This is a genomic window from Microbacterium sp. AG1240 (assembly GCF_003635115.1).
Taxonomy (GTDB): Bacteria; Actinomycetota; Actinomycetes; order Actinomycetales; family Microbacteriaceae; genus Microbacterium.
The window spans coordinates 1288250-1305190 of record NZ_RBXJ01000001.1 but is presented as its reverse complement, the minus strand read 5'-3'; the positions used below and the strand labels follow the sequence as shown (position 1 = coordinate 1305190).

The following is a 16941-nucleotide window of genomic DNA, read 5'->3' as shown; positions in this document are numbered from 1 at the left end:
TCGACCTGTCCGGATGTGCGCCGAACGTCCACACGGCGGCGTCATTCGGACACCGCTCCCTCCTCGAAGAGCGTGACCTGAAGATCCGCGGGCGCGCGCAGACGGCTGTTGCGCGACCCCCACGGGGTGGTGCGGGGCGAGGCCTGGAGCGCCGCGCCTCCCGCGACGAGACGCTCGGTCGCCTCCGCCGCGTGGGAGACCTCCAGGGCGAGGCGGATGCTGTCGCTCGGGGCGTCGCCGTCGGTCTCGACGCGATCGATCATCGCGACCTGAGCGGCGTTCGCGAGTTCCAGGGTCGCGACTCCGGCCTCGAGGATCGTCACTCGCGCATCGCCATCACCCTCGTAGGCAGCCCTCTCCGGCATGCCCACGACGTCCCGGTAGAACGCCACGGCGGCCTCGTAGTCGTCGGCGCGGACGACGACGCGCAGCTGCCGCACGGCCCCTCCGCCACCGGCCGGCGCAACCGCCTCCAGGGCTTGCGACAGGATCGCGCCCAGCGGGGTGCGGCCCGCGCCGGAACCCGCCCATCGCGACAGCGCCGCCAGCACCGCTCCCCCGTGCGCCGCACCCAGCACCTCGGCGCGCAACGGGTCGACACCCCCGGCGACGAGTCTCTCCGCGACCGCTCGCGCGATGCGCGCACGCCGCACCGCCGACTCGCGCTCGATCTCGTCGGCGAGTCCCATCGTGTCGGACTGCGCGAGCGCCAACGCCAGCGTGTCGGGATCGAATCCGTCGAGCAGATCCCGCAGCGCCCGACGCACCACCGCGTCGACGTCGCCGCCGTCGCGGTCGAGCGCTGCGTCCAGGCCGGCGACGCGCTCGTCGAAGCCCGCCCAGAGCACATCGCTCTTGGTCGCGAAGTAGTTAAAGAAGCTGGAGCGGCTCACGCCGGCGCGCGTCGTGATGTCGGCGACCGAGGTCTCGGCGAAACCCTTCTCGAGGAAGAGCTCGGATGCTGCTTCCGCCAGAGTCTCTCGAGACGACGCGCGAGGTCGCCCCCCGCGCTGATCGGGTGCCATGTTCTCCAGGGTAGGCGCGCGGGTGCGGACTCCGCCCCCGCATCAGGGTTGTTAGACTCCATGCAACAACCCCCGGCGGAGGTCGAGATGGTCGAGATCCTCGAGGCGGGCCTTGCCCCGCACTACGTGCCCTACCCCGACGGGTGGGCTCTGCAGCGACGCATCCACGCCGAGGTGCTCGCCGGAACCAGGGCCGACACGCTGATCGTGCTGGAGCACGAGAGCGTCTACACGGCGGGCACCCGCACGCAGGAGGCCGATCGCCCGCGCGACGGCATTCCCGTCGTGGATGTCGACCGGGGTGGACGCATCACGTGGCACGGTCCGGGTCAGCTCGTGGGCTACCCCATCGTGCGGCTGCCGGAGCCCATCGACGTCGTCGCCCATGTCCGACGCCTCGAGCGCGTGCTCATCACCGCGCTGCGCGCCCACGGCGTCGACGCCCACCAGATCGAGGGACGCAGCGGCGTCTGGGTGCACGGGCCGCTGTCCGACGACAAGATCGCGGCGATCGGAGTCCGCGTCGAGAAAGGCGTCACGATGCACGGGTTCGCCCTCAACTGCGACAATCCGCTCGCGCCCTTCCGTCAGATCGTGCCGTGCGGCATCACGGATGCGGGAGTGACGACCGTGAGCGAGGTCACGGGCGCATCGCTCTCGCCGCGCGACGTCGTCGAGACGGTGACGGCCGCCTTCGCGTCCGAGTTCGCGGCGGTGGCCGCGTGAGCGTCGCCGCTCCGGACGGGCGCAAGATGCTGCGCCTAGAGGTGCGCAATGCGCAGACGCCGATCGAGCGCAAGCCGGAGTGGATCAAGACGAAGGCGCGCATGGGGCCCGAGTACACCGCGCTGCAGTCGCTCGTGAAGACCGAGGACCTCCACACCGTCTGCCAGGAAGCCGGCTGCCCGAACATCTTCGAATGCTGGGAAGACCGCGAGGCGACATTCCTCATCGGCGGCTCGCAGTGCACCCGGCGGTGCGACTTCTGCCAGATCGACACCGGCAGACCCGCCGACTACGACACCGACGAGCCGCGCCGCGTGGCGGAGAGCGTGCAGCGCATGAACCTGCGCTACGCGACCGTCACCGGCGTCGCCCGTGACGACCTCCCCGACGAAGGCGCCTGGCTCCACGCCGAGACCGTGCGGCGCATCCACGCCGACAACCCGGGCACGGGAGTGGAGATCCTCGCCACGGATTTCTCCGGCAACCCGGTTCTTCTCGACGAGGTGTTCGATGCGAGACCCGAGGTCTTCGCGCACAACGTCGAGACCGTGCCGCGGATCTTCAAGCGCATCCGGCCGGCCTTCCGCTACGAACGCTCGCTCGGCGTCCTCACCCGCGCCCGCGCGGCGGGCCTCATCACCAAGTCGAACCTCATCCTCGGCATGGGCGAAGAGCCGGCGGAAGTCGTGCAGGCGCTGCGCGACCTGCGCGAGGCCGGCACCGACATCATCACCATCACGCAGTATCTGCGCCCCACTCCCCGCCATCTGCCGGTCGCGCGGTGGGTGAAGCCCGCCGAGTTCGTCGAGTTCAAGGAAGAGGCGGAGCGGATCGGATTCCTCGGGGTGCTGGCCGGCCCGCTCGTGCGGTCGTCATACCGCGCGGGACGTCTCTGGGCGCAGTCGATGGTGTCGCTGGGTCGCGACATCCCGCCGCACCTCGCCCACCTGGCGAAAGACATCGCCGCCGCTGACGAGGGGTTCGCCCAGGCCGTGTAGCCGGACAATCAGTCGGCGCTGGTCACCGACTGCACGATGCCGTCCGAACCGAGATTGACCAGCAGCACGTCGTCGGTGGCCTCGGGGTCGAGCGCGTACTCGAGCACGGCGAACGGATCATCTCCCCCGTGCTCGTCGGCGAGGATCGTCATGCTCATGAGCTGCAGCGACCGGATCACGTCGATCTGCGTGTCACCGGACACGTCGACGAGGAGGTCGTCGAGTTCTTCGCCCAGGAGCTGCTGCTGCTGGAGGATGTACTCGATCACCTCGCTCGTACGGTCGTCGAGCTCGGAGACCATCGCGTCCCGCGCGGTGCGGTCGATGCCCTCCAGTGAAGAGACCATCCCGGCAGCGGCATCGAGCGCCTCCTGCGAGACGTCGTCCTGGTCGGGAGCCGTCAGGTCGACCGTCACCGTCTGGTCGCCGAACTCCACGTTCTCGGACCAGAAGATCGATCCGTCCGGACCCGACTCGAGGAGTCCGAAGAAGTCGTGCTCGATCGCCATGGCCCTATGAAACCAGTCCGGCCGTCGCGACGGTAGTCGCCGCACCGCACACGGTCGGGCCCGCCCCGATGTCCGCCATCAGTCGACCAGTGCCGAGGCGAAGACGTGCGGTGTGAAGCCCGTGAGATCCCCGATCCCCTCGCCCTGTCCGAGCAGTTTCACGGGAATGCCGGTGAGTTCCTGAACGGCCAGCACGAACCCCCCGCGGGCCGACCCGTCGAGCTTCGTGAGCACGAGGCCGGTGACCCCGGCGCTGTCGAGGAAGGCCTGCGCCTGCATGAGTCCGTTCTGGCCGGTCGTCGCGTCGAGCACGAGCAGCACCTCGCTGATGGGTGCCTGCTTCTCGATGACGCGCTTGATCTTGCCGAGCTCGTCCATCAGCCCGCCCTTGGTGTGCAGGCGTCCGGCGGTGTCCACGAGCACGATCTCCGTGCCGGTCTCCTTCGCGTAGGTGATGGTCTGGAACGCGACGGATGCAGGATCCTGGCCCTCGTGCTGCGGCCGCACGATCGCGGCTCCCCCGCGCTCCGCCCAGGTCGCGAGCTGGTCGACAGCGGCCGCCCGGAAGGTGTCGGCGGCTCCGACGACGACCGAGCGCCCGTACCGCTGCAGGAACTTCGCGAACTTGCCGATGGTCGTCGTCTTACCGACCCCGTTCACCCCCACCACGAGCACCACCGCGGGACGCTCGGTGAGGCGGAGGGTCGTGTCGAACTTGGCGAAATGCTCCTCGATCGTCTCGCGCAGCATCCGCTGGAGGTCTTTCGGGTCGGTCGTGCGGAAGCGCTCGACCTTCTCGCGCAGCTCGTCGATGATCCGCTCGGTGACGTCCGGACCGAAGTCGGCGGTGATGAGCGCCGTCTCGAGGTCGTCCCACGTGGTCTCGTCGATCGTGGGTTTGACGAACATGCCGCGCAGAGCACGGCCGAGCGACCAGGGATTCTCAGCCATGCATCCAGCCTACGGTCAGCGGGCGGCGCGGTCGCCGACGCGCTGACCGACCACGGCGGAAACGCCGTCCTGGCGCATCGAGACACCGTAGAGCGCGTCGGCGATCTCCATCGTGCGCTTCTGGTGCGTGATCACGATGAGCTGGCTGCTCTCGCGGAGCCGCTCGAAGACGCCCAGCAGGCGCCCGAGGTTCGCGTCGTCGAGAGCGGCCTCCACCTCGTCGAGGATGTAGAAGGGGCTGGGCCGGGCGGTGAAGATCGCCACGAGGAACGCCACGGCGGCCAGCGACCGTTCGCCGCCCGACAGGAGGGAGAGCCGTTCGATCTTCTTGCCCGCAGGGCGCACGGTCACCTCGATGCCGGTCGTCAGCGGCGCGTCGGGATCGGTCAGCGCGACGCTTCCCGTTCCACCGGGGAAGAGGATCGGGAAGATCTCGCCGAAAGCGACCTTCATATCGTCGAAGGCCGCGATGAAGATCGTCTGCATGCGCTCGTCGAGCTCGTCGATGATCGTCATGAGGTCGGCGCGCGTCTGGGTCAGGTCGGTCAGCTGCTCGGTGAGGAACGCGTGACGCTGCTCGAGAGCGGCGAACTCTTCGAGAGCGAGGGGGTTCACGCGCCCCAGCTGACCCAGTTTGCGCTCGGCCTCGTGCAGCCTCCGACGCTGCGCCGCGCGGTCGAAGGGAACGGATGCTTCGGCCGTCGCGTCGTCACCGTCGGTCGGGACGGGCTGGTCGGGGCCGTATTCCGCGATGAGAATGTCTTCGCTGAGGCCCAGCTCCGACCCCACCCTCTCGAGAAGGCTGCCGGCGTGCAGACGCTTCTCGTGGATCTGCAGCTCGAGGCCGTGGACGCTCTCGGTCAATCCGGCGAGCCGCTCCCTCACGGCGGTCTCCTGGGCGCGCACCCCCGCCAGCTCGGCCGTGACCGCGGTGCGCGCCGATTCGGCCTCGGCGAGTTCGACGCGCGCCCGGCTGACCGAACGGTCGACGGAGTCGAGGAGGGCGGGGAGCTGTTCGGCGACGTCTGCCGCGATCTCGCGCTGCGCACGTCGGATGACGGCGCGCCGTGCAGCCTCCTCTGCAGCGGCGCGTTCGCGTTCGCGCTGCCTTTCGAGCTGGACGATGCGGGCCTCGCCCGCACGCACCCGTTCGCGAAGCGTCTCCACGTCGAGCCTGGCGCGCATCTCGCCGTCGCGGGCGGCCTCCAGTTCGGCGAGCATCCCGTCACGCGCCGATGCGTCGAGGATCGGACGCGGCGCCTCCTGCGCCGACTCGAGAGCCTGCTGCGCGACCCGGGCCGCATCCTCCGCGCCGGTCACAGCGGCAGCGGCTTGCGCCAGCCCGGCGGCGAGCCGCTCGCACTCCGCGACGGCCGCCTCGAAACGCACGGTCGCGCGGTTGACCTTCTCGGCCTGCGACGCGAGATTGGCGTCATGCTCCCGGAGCGCGGCCAGCGTGTCCTTGGTCTTCTGGCGGGACTCCCGGTGCACGACGGTCGCATCGGCGAGGGCCGCACGGAGCGAGTCGGCGACGACGACGATCTCCGACAACCGATCGGCCGCAGCATCCCGCTCGGCCGCGAGTTCCAGGCGTGAGCGGCCTTCGCCCGAACCGGCCCGGATCGTGTACGCGGTGACGGTCTCTCCGGTGCGTGTGACGATCGTCGCGTGGCCGAGCCCGGCGGGAAGCACCGATGCCGCAGCACGCGCCGCGTCGAGATCGTCGGCGACGAACACGTCGGCGAGAAGTCCGAGCACCCCCGCCGGCGCCGTGACCACGTCACGGGCGGCGACGAGTCCGGCGGGCGCGGCGTTCGACGCCGCCGCGACCGCGGGCTCGGCCACGGTGATCTCCACGACGCCGAGGTCGTCGTCGCGCGCTGAAGAGGCTGCCGAGAACGCGTCGTCCCACGCGTCGACGAGCAGTCCTTCCGCGAGCGGACCGAGCGCCGCCGCGATGGCGGCCTCGAAACCTGCGGTGACCTTGACGCTGTCGGCGAGCAGTCCCCGCACGCCGCGCTCGCCCCGCGCGGCGAGTCCCGCGGCGGCGTTGCGGACGTCGAGGGCTCGCCCGAGGGCCGTCGTCTGCGCGGTCAGCGACTCGACCTCGCGCTCCGCGGCATGCAGCCTCTCGCGGAGCGACTCCAGCGTGCTCTCCGCCTCCGCCGCGTCGCGTTGCGCGCGCTCGTAGGCGGCCGCGTGCTCGGCCACCGACTCCTCGGGCATGACCACGGGCTCGAGTGCCTCCAGAGCCTGTGCGGCCTCGTCGCGCCGAGCGGTCGCCGCATCGAGGGCGCGCTGCTGTCTGTCGACACCGGCGAGCATCGCGGTCAGCGCCGACGTCGCCGCCTCTGCCCGGCCGCGCAGCGCGGTCAGCCGCATGTCGTGCTCGGAGACGAGGGCGCTCTGCGCGGCGATGTCGGTGTCGAGGGCGTCCAACTCGGCTCGCGCGCGCGAGACCTCGCGGGTCGCGGCCGACGCCGCGTCCTGCGCATCGCCGAGCCCTTCGGCCAGCTCGTCGATCTCGGTCCGCACGTCGTCGATCGAGGCTTGCGACACGGTCGTCGCCATCACCGACGGGTCGACGTCGTCGGAACCGAGAAGCGACAGTCGCTGACCGGCGAGCGAGTAGAGCCCGCGCAGGCGCTCCTGCACCTGTTCCAGAGAGAACGCGACACGACGCGCGGCGTCGACGGCCTCGGAACGCTGGTCCGCCTCCAGACGCTCGACGCGGGCGCGGATGTTCTCCGCCTGGTCCTGGAGCACGAGCCTCTCGGTGTGGCGCTCGTGCTCGGTGCGGGCGTGATCGGCGAGCTCACGGCGAAGACCGACCAGCTCGTCGGCGAACAGCCGCGCCTTGGCATCCCGTACGACGGCTGCGATCGTCGCGGCCTCCCGCGCGATCTCGGCCTGGCGTCCCAGGGGTTTCAGCTGCCGGCGCAGCTCGCCGGCGAGGTCGCTCAGGCGCGTGAGGTTGGCTTCCATCGCCTCGAGCTTGCGAAGCGTCTTCTCCTTGCGGCGGCGGTGCTTCAGGATGCCCGCTGCCTCCTCGATGAACCCTCGGCGATCTTCGGGCGTGGCCTGCAGCACGCTGTCGAGGCGCCCCTGTCCGATGATCACGTGCATCTCGCGTCCGAGGCCCGAGTCGCTCAGCAGCTCCTGCACGTCGAGGAGGCGACAGCTTTCGCCGTTGATCGCGTACTCGCTCGATCCGGTGCGGAAGAGGGTGCGGCTGATCGACACCTCGGAGTACTCGATCGGAAGCGCCCCGTCGGAGTTGTCGATGGTGAGCTGCACCTCCGCACGACCGAGCGGACCACGCGTTGACGTGCCGGCGAAGATGACGTCCTCCATCTTCCCGCCGCGGAGGGTCTTGGCGCCCTGCTCGCCCATGACCCAGGCGAGGGCGTCGACGACATTCGACTTGCCCGACCCGTTCGGACCGACGATGCAGGTGACGCCGGGCTCGAGGGCGAACGTCGTCGGCTGGGCGAACGACTTGAACCCCTTGAGCGTGAGGCTCTTCAGATGCATGACGTCGTCCTTCGGATCAACGCATCACGGTACCGGAAAGAGCGCCGCTCCCCTTCTCGACGTCCCGCCGACCCACCGAAGTCAATCGATGACACGCCCGACTTCACCGCATATCTGGGAGCTAGCTTGACGTTTGCTGTGCGACGCGGGTATCGTCTTACCCCGCCACGACGTCGAAAGGAGGTCACCATGATTCAGCCCACTCTGACGGGAGACGCGTTCCGCGTCCGCGCTGCGGTGACCCGCTCCTTCGTCGCCCCCCGCGCGACCGCCTGCTGACGCGTCGGTCTCCACGTCGCCCGCTCCGGGCCCACGCTCGCGCTCCGCGTTCGAGCCCTCCGACGCATCCGGCGTCCCCTCCCTCCGGTGAACACCCTCGCCTCCGCGCGCGTCGACTGCTCGACCGCGCACCACTTCGAAAGTGACTGCCATGAACGATCTGGCCTCGCGCGCTCGGTCGACCGACCGTGCCGAGCACGACCTCCTCCAGACGGTCGCCGAACCCGGCGTCCGCATCTCCCTCGTCGACCGACTCTCGCTGCGTCTCGGACTGTGGCTGCTTCTTCGAAGCACCCGCCGTATCCACCGGGTCCGCGACCACGCGGACCACGCCCGGCTCCTCGCCGCGCACCGCGCCGAGGAGGACCGCGCTCGCGCAGCCGCGTGGGTGCAGTTCGATCGGCGCCTCCCCCTCTGACCCCGTTCCGCCCGCCGCTCACGCGGCGGCCGGCGAACGCCTCTTCAAGGAACATCATGAACACCCCACCCGCGGGGCTGGAGATCCGGCCCCTCACCATCCCCCGCGCGATCGACGACCCGGATGCCACCGACTTCGTCGCCATGACGCACGTGCGCAACCTCGTCTACTCCGAAACCTCCGGTCACGACGACGAACGCATGACCCCCGCCGAGCTCCTGCCGAACTACGGGCCGGATCCGGCGGAACTCCGCCTCGCCTGGCTCGTGCTCCTCGACGGCGAAGCCGTCGGGCGCATCGGGGTCGACGTGCCGCAGGAGGCCGGCTCCCGCGTGGTGTACTGGCTCGTCGAACTGAGACAATCCGTCTGGGGCCGCGGGATCGGAAACGCCGCATACGCCCTCGTCGAGTCGACCGCTCGAGCGCACGGCCGCACCGTGCTGCAGACCTGGGCGGAGCACCCGCCCTCGTCCGGCGAGCACCTGCAGCCGCCCACCGGTTTCGGCAGCATCCCGTTCGATCACATCGCGCGGTTCCTCCTGCGTCGCGGATATCAGCTCGAGCAGGTCGAACGGATCAGCGCCCTCGACCTCCGCGATGGACTCCCCCGAGTACGCGAGTTGTGCGCGCGGGCCACGGAGGCCGCCGTCGGCTACCGCACCGTGCAGTGGCGCCTGCCGACCCCGCCCGAGTTCGTCGAGGGGTACGCCTGGATGAAATCGCGCATGAACACCGACGCCCCCGCTGCCGGTCTCGAGTTCGACGAGGAGGTCTGGGACGCCGCCCGGGTCGCCCGTGCCGACGCCAAGATCGTCGATGCCGGACGCACCGCCCTGGTCACCGCGGCGCAGCACATCGAAACGGGTGACCTCGTCGCGTTCAACGAACTGGTCATCAACAACGATCTGACCGAGGCGACCTCGCAGTACGACACTCTCGTGCTCTCATCGCACCGAGGTCACAGACTCGGGATGCTGGTCAAGTGCGCGGGCCTGCTGTCCTGGCTCGACATCGCACCGCACTCGCCGCGGGTCCTCACGTACAACGCGGAGGAGAACCGCCCCATGCTCGACATCAACGAAGCCATCGGGTTCGCACCGATCGGCTACGAGGGCGCCTGGAAGAAGGTGCTCAGCGACTCGTCGACGACGGCAGACGCTGGCATCGCGGACAGTAGTGGCTCGAGCGGTTCGTGAACGACACGCGCATGATCGGTCGCCCGCATCGGGCGCACGGCTCGCCCGTGCGCCCGTACGCGTTCAGCGAGTGCGCGAAGTAGCCTGCCTGCCCGTTCACGTTGACGTACTGCGCGTCGAAGCTCGTGCCGCCCTCGGCCAGGGCCTTCTGGAGCACCGCGCGTACTTCGGCGAGGAGGCGGTTCACGGCCCGAGTCGACAGATCGAGCGCGCGGGTCTCGGGATGGATACGCGCCGCCCAGAGCGACTCGTCGGCGTAGATGTTTCCGATGCCGCTCACGACGGTCTGGTCGAGGAGCACGCGCTTGATCCCCGACGCCTTGCGGGCGACAACCGCGCGGAATGCGCCGTCGCGGAAGGCGGGGTCGAGCGGGTCGCGGGCGATGTGGGCGACCTGACGGGGAGCGAGGGCTGCCTCGTCGCCTCGGCCCCCGGCGGCACCGTCGGGCGTCGGTTCGAGAGCGTCGATCGCGAGCGAACCGAACGTGCGTTGATCCGCGAAGACCACCGCGATCTCGCCGTGCGTCGGATGCTGCAGGTCGAGTCGCACACGCTCGTGGCGCTCCACGGGAGCCCCCGACGGTCGCAGCAGCATCTGCCCGCTCATGCCGAGGTGCGCGATCATCGCGTGTCGCTCGGGACCGGTGTCGTCCAGTGGCAGCCAAAGGAACTTCCCCCGACGCACCGCGGCGGTGAACGAACGACCCGTCAGAGCACGCTCGAATGACGGGCCGCTGTCACCGTGGCGGGTGAGCGCGCGCTCATCGAGCACGGTCACCGCCGCGATGCGCGCGCCGGAGACGGCGGGCGCGAGGCCGGCGCGGACGACCTCGACTTCGGGGAGCTCAGGCACGTCCGCCGAGTTCGCGCCACGCCGCCAGCGCCGCCACCATCTCGGCCTGCTTCTTGCTGGTGCCCTGACCGTGGGTGACCACGTCTCCAACACGAACCGTCGCCGTGAACCGCCGGTCGTGGTCGGGGCCGGTCGCGTCGACCTCGTAGCTCGGCGCGGACGCCCCCTGCTGGGCGGCCAGTTCTTGCAGACTCGTCTTCGGATCCATCGCCGCGCCGTAGCGCTCGGGATCGTCGAGGAGGGGTTCGACCAACCGCAGGACGAGAGCCGTCGCCTCTTCCTGGCCCGCCGAGAGGTAGGCCGCACCGATTACGGCCTCGGTCGTGTCGGCGAGGATCGAGTCCTTGTCACGCCCTCCGGTGAGCGTCTCGCCTCGGCCGAGGAGCACGTGATCGCCGAGGCCGATGCGTCGCGCGACTTCGGCGAGAGCCACCGTCGATACGACGCTCGCGCGGCGCTTGGCGAGCGAGCCCTCGTCGAGGTCGGGATGACGCGTGAACAGGCGCACGGTCACGGCCTGCCCGAGCACGGAATCGCCGAGGAACTCGAGGCGCTCGTTGTGGGGGATGTGGCCGTTCTCGTACGCGAACGAACGATGAGTGAGGGCAAGCGACAGAAGCTCGGGGTCGATATCGACCCCGAGCCTGTCGATGAGCGTCTGGCGCTCAGCAGAAGCGACTGTCACGGCACCTGCCGCGGACGTCAGACGTCGGCGACCTTGCGTCCCTTGTACTCCAGGAAGAGCTCGGTGCCCTGCGAGTCGGTGACGACCTTGGCCTGGTGGGGACGGCTGTACACGACCTTGCCGTTCTCGACCGTGGTGGTCAGCGTGATGGGGGCAGCCTTCCACTGGGCACGGCGCGAGCGCGTGTTGGAGCGGGAGACCTTCCGCTTCGGGGGGTTACCTGCCATGACTAGCTCTTCTCTGTGACGGTGTCTTCGGATTCGGGCGTGGCGCTACGGGGCGCTTCGCCGTCAGGGTCTGAGGGGTACTGCTGGAGCGCGGCCCATCGAGGATCGACGGGCGTTCGCTCGCTTTCGCCGGTGCTCTCGGTCAGTCGCTCGCCTGTTTCCGGGTCGAGCCCGAGGCAATCCGGCTGACACACCGGCTGGAACGGAAGCGAGAGGACGATGGCATCCCTGATCAGAGTTTCAAGATCTACGTAATCGTCTTGAACCTCGAAATCAGCCGCTTCATTTCCAGGATACGTGAAAAGCTCCTGAAACTCGACTTCGACAGGCTCGGCGATGTCTCGCAGGCAGCGCCCGCACACCCCGGTCAGTCGAGTGTCGGCGGTACCGGTGACGAGGATGCCCTCGTGCACCGATTCCAGACGCACGTCGAGGTCGAGCGGTTCTCCCGCCGGAATGGACACCAGGCCCTCGCCCCACTTCTCGGGCGTGTCGAGATCGAGCTCGAACTCGCGCATCTCCCCCGGGTGGTGGACGATGTCGCGGACGTGCAGCATGAAGGGTCCGGGTCGGCGAGTTCTCACGGTCGTCCATGCTACCCGCCACGAGCGTCCGCGGCTCCGTCAGCGGGCGCTGGTACCGGTATCGAGGAACCGCGCGACGGCCGGCGGAACGAACGGCGAGACGTCTCCGCCGAGAGCGGCGACCTGTCGCACGAGCGAGCTCGAGACGAGCGCGTGGGCAGGATCGGGCAGGAGGAAGACGGTCTCGATGTGAGCGAGGTGGCGATTGACGATCGCCATCGGCGATTCGTACGCCACGTCGATCTGCGACCGGATGCCTTTCACGAGCACACCCGCCCCGACGTCGGTGGCGTAGTCGACGAGCAGGCCCATGCTCCACGCAGCCACGACGACATCGCCCTCGATGCCGTCCTCGGCGATCGACTGCTCGAGGAGCGCCTGACGCTGCGCGATGGGAAGCAGTGCCTCCTTGCCGGGGTTGTGCACCACCAGCACGTGGAGCTGGTCGTAGAGCGCTGCGGCTCGGCGGATGACGTCGATGTGTCCGAGCGTGGGCGGGTCGAACGACCCCGGTACGACGGCGATCCGGCTGTCCATGCCGTCAGCCTATCGAGGGACGACGGCACTCACCTGAACCTCGCGGCCCGATGGGTCACGAACGGGCGAGGGCTGCCCGCTCCAGCGCACCGACTCGCCGATCAATCGCGGCGGCGAGAGCGGGATGCTGAGCGAGGGTCGGGTCATCGGCGAAGATGCGTTCGGCCGCTGCACGCGCCTCTGCGATGACGTCGGCGTCTTTGACCACGCGCAGCAGCCGCAGCGACGAGCGAGCACCCGACTGGACCGCACCGAGGACGTCGCCCTCCCCGCGCAGCTCGAGGTCGACCTCGGCCAGCTCGAAGCCGTCGAGGGTGCCGGCCACCGCCTCCACCCTCGCGCGCGCCGACGTGCCCGTCGACGCTTCGGTCACGAGCAGACAGATGCCGGGGAGGCCGCCTCGCCCGACTCGGCCTCGCAGCTGGTGCAACTGCGAGACGCCGAAGCGGTCGGCCTCGAGGATCACCATCGCCGAGGCGTTCGGAACGTCGACGCCGACCTCCACGACGGTCGTCGCGACCAGCACGTCGATGTCACCCCGCGAGAACGCCTGCATGACGGCGTCCTTCTCGTCGGAGGGCATCTTGCCGTGCAGGATCTCCACGCGCAGCTGGGCGAAGGCGGGATGACGTGAGAGCACGTCGGCGACCTGCACCACGCCCCACCGGATGCGCGGAGCCGCGGCTTCCGCTTCGGCCACGATGTCGTCGTCGGTGTCGTCCTTCGTCGACGCCTCCGCGTCGATCGCGGGGCACACGACGAACGCCTGCCGCCCCTCCGCGACCTCTTCGGCGACGCGGTCCCACACCCGGGCGAACCACCCCGGCTTCTCTGCGACGGGGGCGACGAACGAGGAGATCCCCGCGCGCCCCGCGGGCATCGTTCGGATCGTGGAGACGTCGAGGTCGCCGAACACGGTCATGGCCACGGTGCGCGGGATGGGGGTCGCCGTGAGAACGACGGTGTGCGGGGTGGAGCCCTTCGCGCGGAGCGCCTCTCGCTGTTCGACGCCGAACCGATGCTGCTCGTCGACCACCACGAGACCGAGATCGGCGAACGTGGTCGACGCGCTCAGCAGGGCGTGCGTTCCGACGATGATGCGCGCTTGACCGGATGCGGCGCGCAGCGCGGCCTTGCGTCGCTCCGCGGCCGGCAGCTGCCCCGTGAGAAGCGTCGGCATCAGCTCGGGGGCGAGCTGCGGACCGAGCATGCGGGCGATCGAACGCACGTGCTGCGCGGCGAGCACCTCGGTCGGCGCGATCAACGCCGACTGGCCTCCCGACTCGGCGACCTGCAACATGGCCCGCAGAGCCACGAGGGTCTTGCCCGACCCGACCTCGCCCTGGATCAGACGGTTCATCGGCCACTCGCCGACCAGATCAGCCGCGACGGCATCGCCCACCGTGACCTGGTCGGGGGTTCGATCGAAGGGAAGCAGCGCGTCGAAGCGTTCGAGCAGTCCGCCGGGGGCGGCGGGGCGCCGCGTCGCCGACATGGCCCGCACGAACTGCCGCTGCTGGAGGAGCGCGGACTGCAGGACGAGCGCCTCGTGCATGCGGAGCGTCGCGACGGCTGGTCCGACCTGCTCCTCGACGTCGGGCCGGTGCACCCGCTCGAATGCCGTACGCGCTTCGAGCAGACCGTGCCGCTCGCGAAGGGTCTCCGGGAGCGGATCATCGATCGGGCCGAGTGCGGCGAAGACGAGGGCGATGGCGTCCGAGATCATGCGGCTGGTCACCGTGCTGGTGGCGGGATAGATGGGGATGGGCAGATTCGCGTTGGCCTCGGCCGTCATGCGCGCCTGCTCGACGTCTTCGAACAGCTCGTAGTCGGGATTGGTCAGCTGCGTCGCGCCCCGGTACTCGCCCACCTTGCCCGAGAAGATGCCCCGGCGCCCCGGGTAGAGCTCCTTGATGCGCCACGGCTGGTTGAAGAACGTGAGGCTCATTTGCCCGTCGCCGTCGGTGATGACGACCTCGACGAGCGACCCGCGCTTGTTCTGCATGCGACGCTCCCCCGCGCGCACGACCTCGGCGACGATCGTCACGGGCTCACCGAGGGGAAGCGAAGCGATCGGTGTCAGCTCACCACGCTTGGCGTAGCGACGCGGGTAGTGCCCGAGCAGTTCGCCGACGGTCGCCATGCCGAAGGCACGGTCGAAGGCGGCAGCCGTCTTGCCACCGACCACGCCGTCGAGACGCGACGCGAGAGTCAGGGCGGGCATGGGGAAAGTCTAGGCAGGATCACCGACATCGCCGGCGGACGCCGACTCCGGTGCATCACGGGTGTTTGTAGGGTGAGACGGTGACCCGCATCATCTCCGGCTCGGCCGGAGGCACCGTGCTCGACGTGCCTCCGAAGGGGACCCGCCCCACGAGCGAACGCGTCCGCGAGTCGCTCTTCGGCGCGCTCGACGCCGCCGGACTCGTCGACGGCGCGAGGGTGATCGACCTCTACGCCGGATCGGGCGCGCTCGGACTCGAGGCCGCCAGCCGGGGCGCAGCATCCGTCGACCTCGTGGAGCATGCCCCGCAGGCGGTGTCGCTGATCCGGCGCAACGCCGAGCGGGTGGCGAAGGCCCTCGCGAGCCCGCCGCCGATCCGAGCGCACCGCGCGACCGTCGTCGGCTTCCTCCGAGATGCGGCGGGGCCCTACGACCTCGTCTTCATCGACCCGCCCTACGACGTCTCCGACGCCGACCTGACCGAGACCCTCACCGCCCTCGCCCCGCACCTGTCCCCCGACGCCGTCGTGGTTGTGGAGCGCGCCAAGCGGTCCCCCGGTCCGCGCTGGAGCGACGCGGGCCTGGAGCCCCTGCGCGACCGTTCCTACGGAGACACGGCGATGTGGTGGGGTCAGCCTTTTCCGGCGTCCCAGTCCCTGTAGGGATCCCACCCGCCGGGCTTCTCGTACGGGAGCCCGTCCACCGTCACCGGCGCATCGACGCGCGCGCGCACCTCGCCGATCACGCGGAACCCGTCCGGGAGAGCGGCGCCCGGGGGGAAGGCCGCGAGCAGAGCATGGTCTTCGCCGCCCTCGAGGGCGGCGTCGGGGGCGTCACCGAGCAGCGCGCGCGCGATGTCGAGGGTCACCCCGGACGCGTCGGCCATGCGACGCGCATCGAGCGCGAGACCGTCAGAGACGTCCATCATCGCCGTCGCTCCGGCGATCGCGGCGGTCGCTCCCGCGGCGATCGGGGGGCGCGGCGCCAGCTGCCTCTTCAGCCCCTGGGTCTCGGCGTCGGTGAGCCCCGCCCACGTGCTCGGATCGACCGCGACGGGCGAGCCCGCCGCGTCGACGAAACTGCGGAACAGCACCGACAGGCCCAGGGCCGCGACGCCGAGGTCGCCCACGACGGCGACCACGTCGCCGACGGCGGCCCCCGACCGACGCACGGGCTCCCGACCGTCGAGCGACCCCAAGGCGGTGACGGCGATCGTGAGCGTGTCGGAGACAGTGAGGTCGCCGCCCTCGACCGCGCACCCGGGGGCGAGCTCCGCACAGGCGGCGGCGAGCCCCGCGGCGAGCCCGTCGACGAAAGACACGGGGAGGTCGTCGGGCATAGCGAGGGCCACGAGCAGGGCGGTGGGGCGCGCACCCATCGCGGCGATGTCGGCGAGGTTCACCGCGGCGGCCTTCCACCCCAGGTCGAACGGACTCGACCACGCCAGCCGGAAGTCGGGGCCGTGCACGAGGGTGTCGGTCGTCGCGACGACCCGCCCGTCGGCCGCGTCGAGCACGGCCGCGTCGTCGCCCGGCCCGACGATCGCCCGGCTGGTGGGAAGACGGTCGAGGATGCGGCGGAGGATCGCGCCTTCGCTGAAGTCGCCCACGGTCTGCTCCTGCACGGTTCCACGCTAGCGCCCGGCGCCGCGACCCGATCGCGCGGCGGGTACCCTGGAGAGGTGACCCGCCTGCCCCGCCTCCTCGCCGCGGGCGTGGTGCTCGCCGCCGTCACCGCACTCTCCGCGTGCGCAGGCACCGTCTCGATGGACGCCGCGCCGAATGCGAACGACCCCGCGTGCGCCGACGTGTCGGTGAGGCTCCCCCAGACCATCGCGGGCGAGTCGCGCCGGTGGACCGACGCTCAGGCGACGGGGGCGTGGGGCGACCCGTCGACCATCCTCCTTACGTGCGGCGTGGCCGTACCGGGGCCCTCCACGCTCTCCTGCGAGACGGTCGAGGGCGTCGACTGGCTCGTCGACGGGACCGACGCCCCGTTCTACCGTTTCACCACGTTCGGACGCACCCCCGCCGTCGAGGTCTACCTCGACTTCGACGTCGTCGGCAGCGCAGACACCCTCCGTGCCGTCTCGCCGATGCTCGCGCGTCAGCTGGCCGAGACCGGCAGCGTCTGCACCGACCGGCCCGCTACCGACGGCTGACGGGCCGCCGGCTCCTCGGAACACCTCGATCGGC

The 16941-nt window shown here is 70.3% G+C and carries 17 protein-coding genes; 6 read left to right on the top strand and 11 right to left on the bottom strand.

The window, feature by feature from the left end:
* Positions 1 to 41: 41 nt before the first annotated feature.
* Positions 42 to 1025 carry a TetR family transcriptional regulator gene (locus DEU34_RS06075; protein ID WP_121149241.1) on the bottom strand — a complete coding sequence of 328 codons (984 nt, stop codon included), beginning with the start codon at positions 1023 to 1025 and terminating at the stop codon, positions 42 to 44.
* A gap of 87 nt (positions 1026 to 1112) precedes the next feature.
* On the opposite strand from DEU34_RS06075, the gene lipB reads away from it, so the two are divergent.
* Entirely contained in the window at positions 1113 to 1751 is a 639-nt protein-coding gene (gene lipB, locus DEU34_RS06070) for a lipoyl(octanoyl) transferase LipB (protein ID WP_121149240.1), read from the top strand.
* Positions 1752 to 1777: 26 nt separating this feature from the next.
* Positions 1778 to 2749: a lipoyl synthase gene (gene lipA / locus DEU34_RS06065; RefSeq protein WP_121149756.1), complete on the top strand. Its 972-nt coding sequence runs from the start codon at positions 1778 to 1780 to the stop codon at positions 2747 to 2749.
* Positions 2750 to 2757: 8 nt separating this feature from the next.
* Here lipA and DEU34_RS06060 read toward each other — a convergent pair whose 3' ends face one another.
* From DEU34_RS06060 to smc, 3 genes are all read right to left on the bottom strand, one after another.
* Complete coding sequence (locus DEU34_RS06060; protein ID WP_116646354.1) at positions 2758 to 3258, bottom strand: DUF2004 domain-containing protein; 501 nt, start codon at positions 3256 to 3258, stop codon at positions 2758 to 2760.
* 78 nt (positions 3259 to 3336) lie between these two features.
* On the bottom strand, positions 3337 to 4209 hold the full coding sequence (gene ftsY, locus DEU34_RS06055; RefSeq protein WP_116646353.1) for a signal recognition particle-docking protein FtsY: 873 nt from the start codon (positions 4207 to 4209) through the stop codon (positions 3337 to 3339).
* Positions 4210 to 4224: 15 nt separating this feature from the next.
* Complete coding sequence (smc, locus tag DEU34_RS06050; RefSeq protein ID WP_121149239.1) at positions 4225 to 7743, bottom strand: chromosome segregation protein SMC; 3519 nt, start codon at positions 7741 to 7743, stop codon at positions 4225 to 4227.
* A 430-nt stretch (positions 7744 to 8173) separates the two neighbouring features.
* Here smc and DEU34_RS06045 point away from each other — a divergent pair, with 430 nt between their 5' ends.
* Both DEU34_RS06045 and DEU34_RS06040 read left to right on the top strand, forming a co-directional pair.
* A complete protein-coding gene (locus DEU34_RS06045) occupies positions 8174 to 8440 on the top strand; it encodes a hypothetical protein (protein WP_121149238.1) in 267 nt (88 codons plus the stop codon).
* Between the two features lie 56 nt (positions 8441 to 8496).
* Positions 8497 to 9636 carry a GNAT family N-acetyltransferase gene (locus tag DEU34_RS06040; RefSeq protein WP_121149237.1) on the top strand — a complete coding sequence of 380 codons (1140 nt, stop codon included), beginning with the start codon at positions 8497 to 8499 and terminating at the stop codon, positions 9634 to 9636.
* On the opposite strand, the gene mutM is transcribed toward DEU34_RS06040, so the two are convergent.
* The 6 genes from mutM to DEU34_RS06010 all read right to left on the bottom strand — a co-directional run bounded on the left by mutM (position 9572) and on the right by DEU34_RS06010 (position 14746).
* Positions 9572 to 10489 carry a bifunctional DNA-formamidopyrimidine glycosylase/DNA-(apurinic or apyrimidinic site) lyase gene (mutM, locus tag DEU34_RS06035; RefSeq protein WP_121149236.1) on the bottom strand — a complete coding sequence of 306 codons (918 nt, stop codon included), beginning with the start codon at positions 10487 to 10489 and terminating at the stop codon, positions 9572 to 9574. The genes DEU34_RS06040 and mutM overlap by 65 nt on opposite strands.
* Positions 10482 to 11174, bottom strand: a complete 693-nt coding sequence (gene rnc, locus DEU34_RS06030; protein ID WP_121149235.1) for a ribonuclease III — start codon at positions 11172 to 11174, stop codon at positions 10482 to 10484. The genes mutM and rnc overlap by 8 nt, the downstream gene beginning before the upstream one ends.
* A gap of 17 nt (positions 11175 to 11191) precedes the next feature.
* Positions 11192 to 11401: a 50S ribosomal protein L32 gene (gene rpmF / locus DEU34_RS06025; protein ID WP_028495421.1), complete on the bottom strand. Its 210-nt coding sequence runs from the start codon at positions 11399 to 11401 to the stop codon at positions 11192 to 11194.
* A gap of 2 nt (positions 11402 to 11403) precedes the next feature.
* The gene (locus DEU34_RS06020; protein ID WP_259460045.1) at positions 11404 to 11958 is read right to left on the bottom strand and encodes a DUF177 domain-containing protein; all 555 of its coding nucleotides are present in this window, start codon (positions 11956 to 11958) and stop codon (positions 11404 to 11406) included.
* 66 nt (positions 11959 to 12024) lie between these two features.
* Positions 12025 to 12522 carry a pantetheine-phosphate adenylyltransferase gene (gene coaD, locus DEU34_RS06015; protein WP_116646347.1) on the bottom strand — a complete coding sequence of 166 codons (498 nt, stop codon included), beginning with the start codon at positions 12520 to 12522 and terminating at the stop codon, positions 12025 to 12027.
* Between the two features lie 55 nt (positions 12523 to 12577).
* Positions 12578 to 14746, bottom strand: coding sequence for an ATP-dependent DNA helicase RecG (locus tag DEU34_RS06010; RefSeq protein WP_121149234.1), 2169 nt, complete (start codon positions 14744 to 14746; stop codon positions 12578 to 12580).
* Between the two features lie 80 nt (positions 14747 to 14826).
* Between DEU34_RS06010 and DEU34_RS06005 the strand changes: the two genes are divergently transcribed.
* The gene (locus DEU34_RS06005; RefSeq protein WP_121149233.1) at positions 14827 to 15408 is read left to right on the top strand and encodes an RsmD family RNA methyltransferase; all 582 of its coding nucleotides are present in this window, start codon (positions 14827 to 14829) and stop codon (positions 15406 to 15408) included.
* Here DEU34_RS06005 and thiL read toward each other — a convergent pair.
* Complete coding sequence (gene thiL / locus DEU34_RS06000) at positions 15378 to 16370, bottom strand: thiamine-phosphate kinase (RefSeq protein ID WP_121149232.1); 993 nt, start codon at positions 16368 to 16370, stop codon at positions 15378 to 15380. The genes DEU34_RS06005 and thiL overlap by 31 nt on opposite strands.
* A 57-nt stretch (positions 16371 to 16427) precedes the next feature.
* Between thiL and DEU34_RS05995 the strand changes: the two genes are divergently transcribed.
* Positions 16428 to 16907 (top strand): DUF3515 family protein, encoded by a 480-nt coding sequence (locus DEU34_RS05995; RefSeq protein ID WP_121149231.1) that lies wholly within the window; start codon positions 16428 to 16430, stop codon positions 16905 to 16907.
* Positions 16908 to 16941 lie beyond the last annotated feature (34 nt).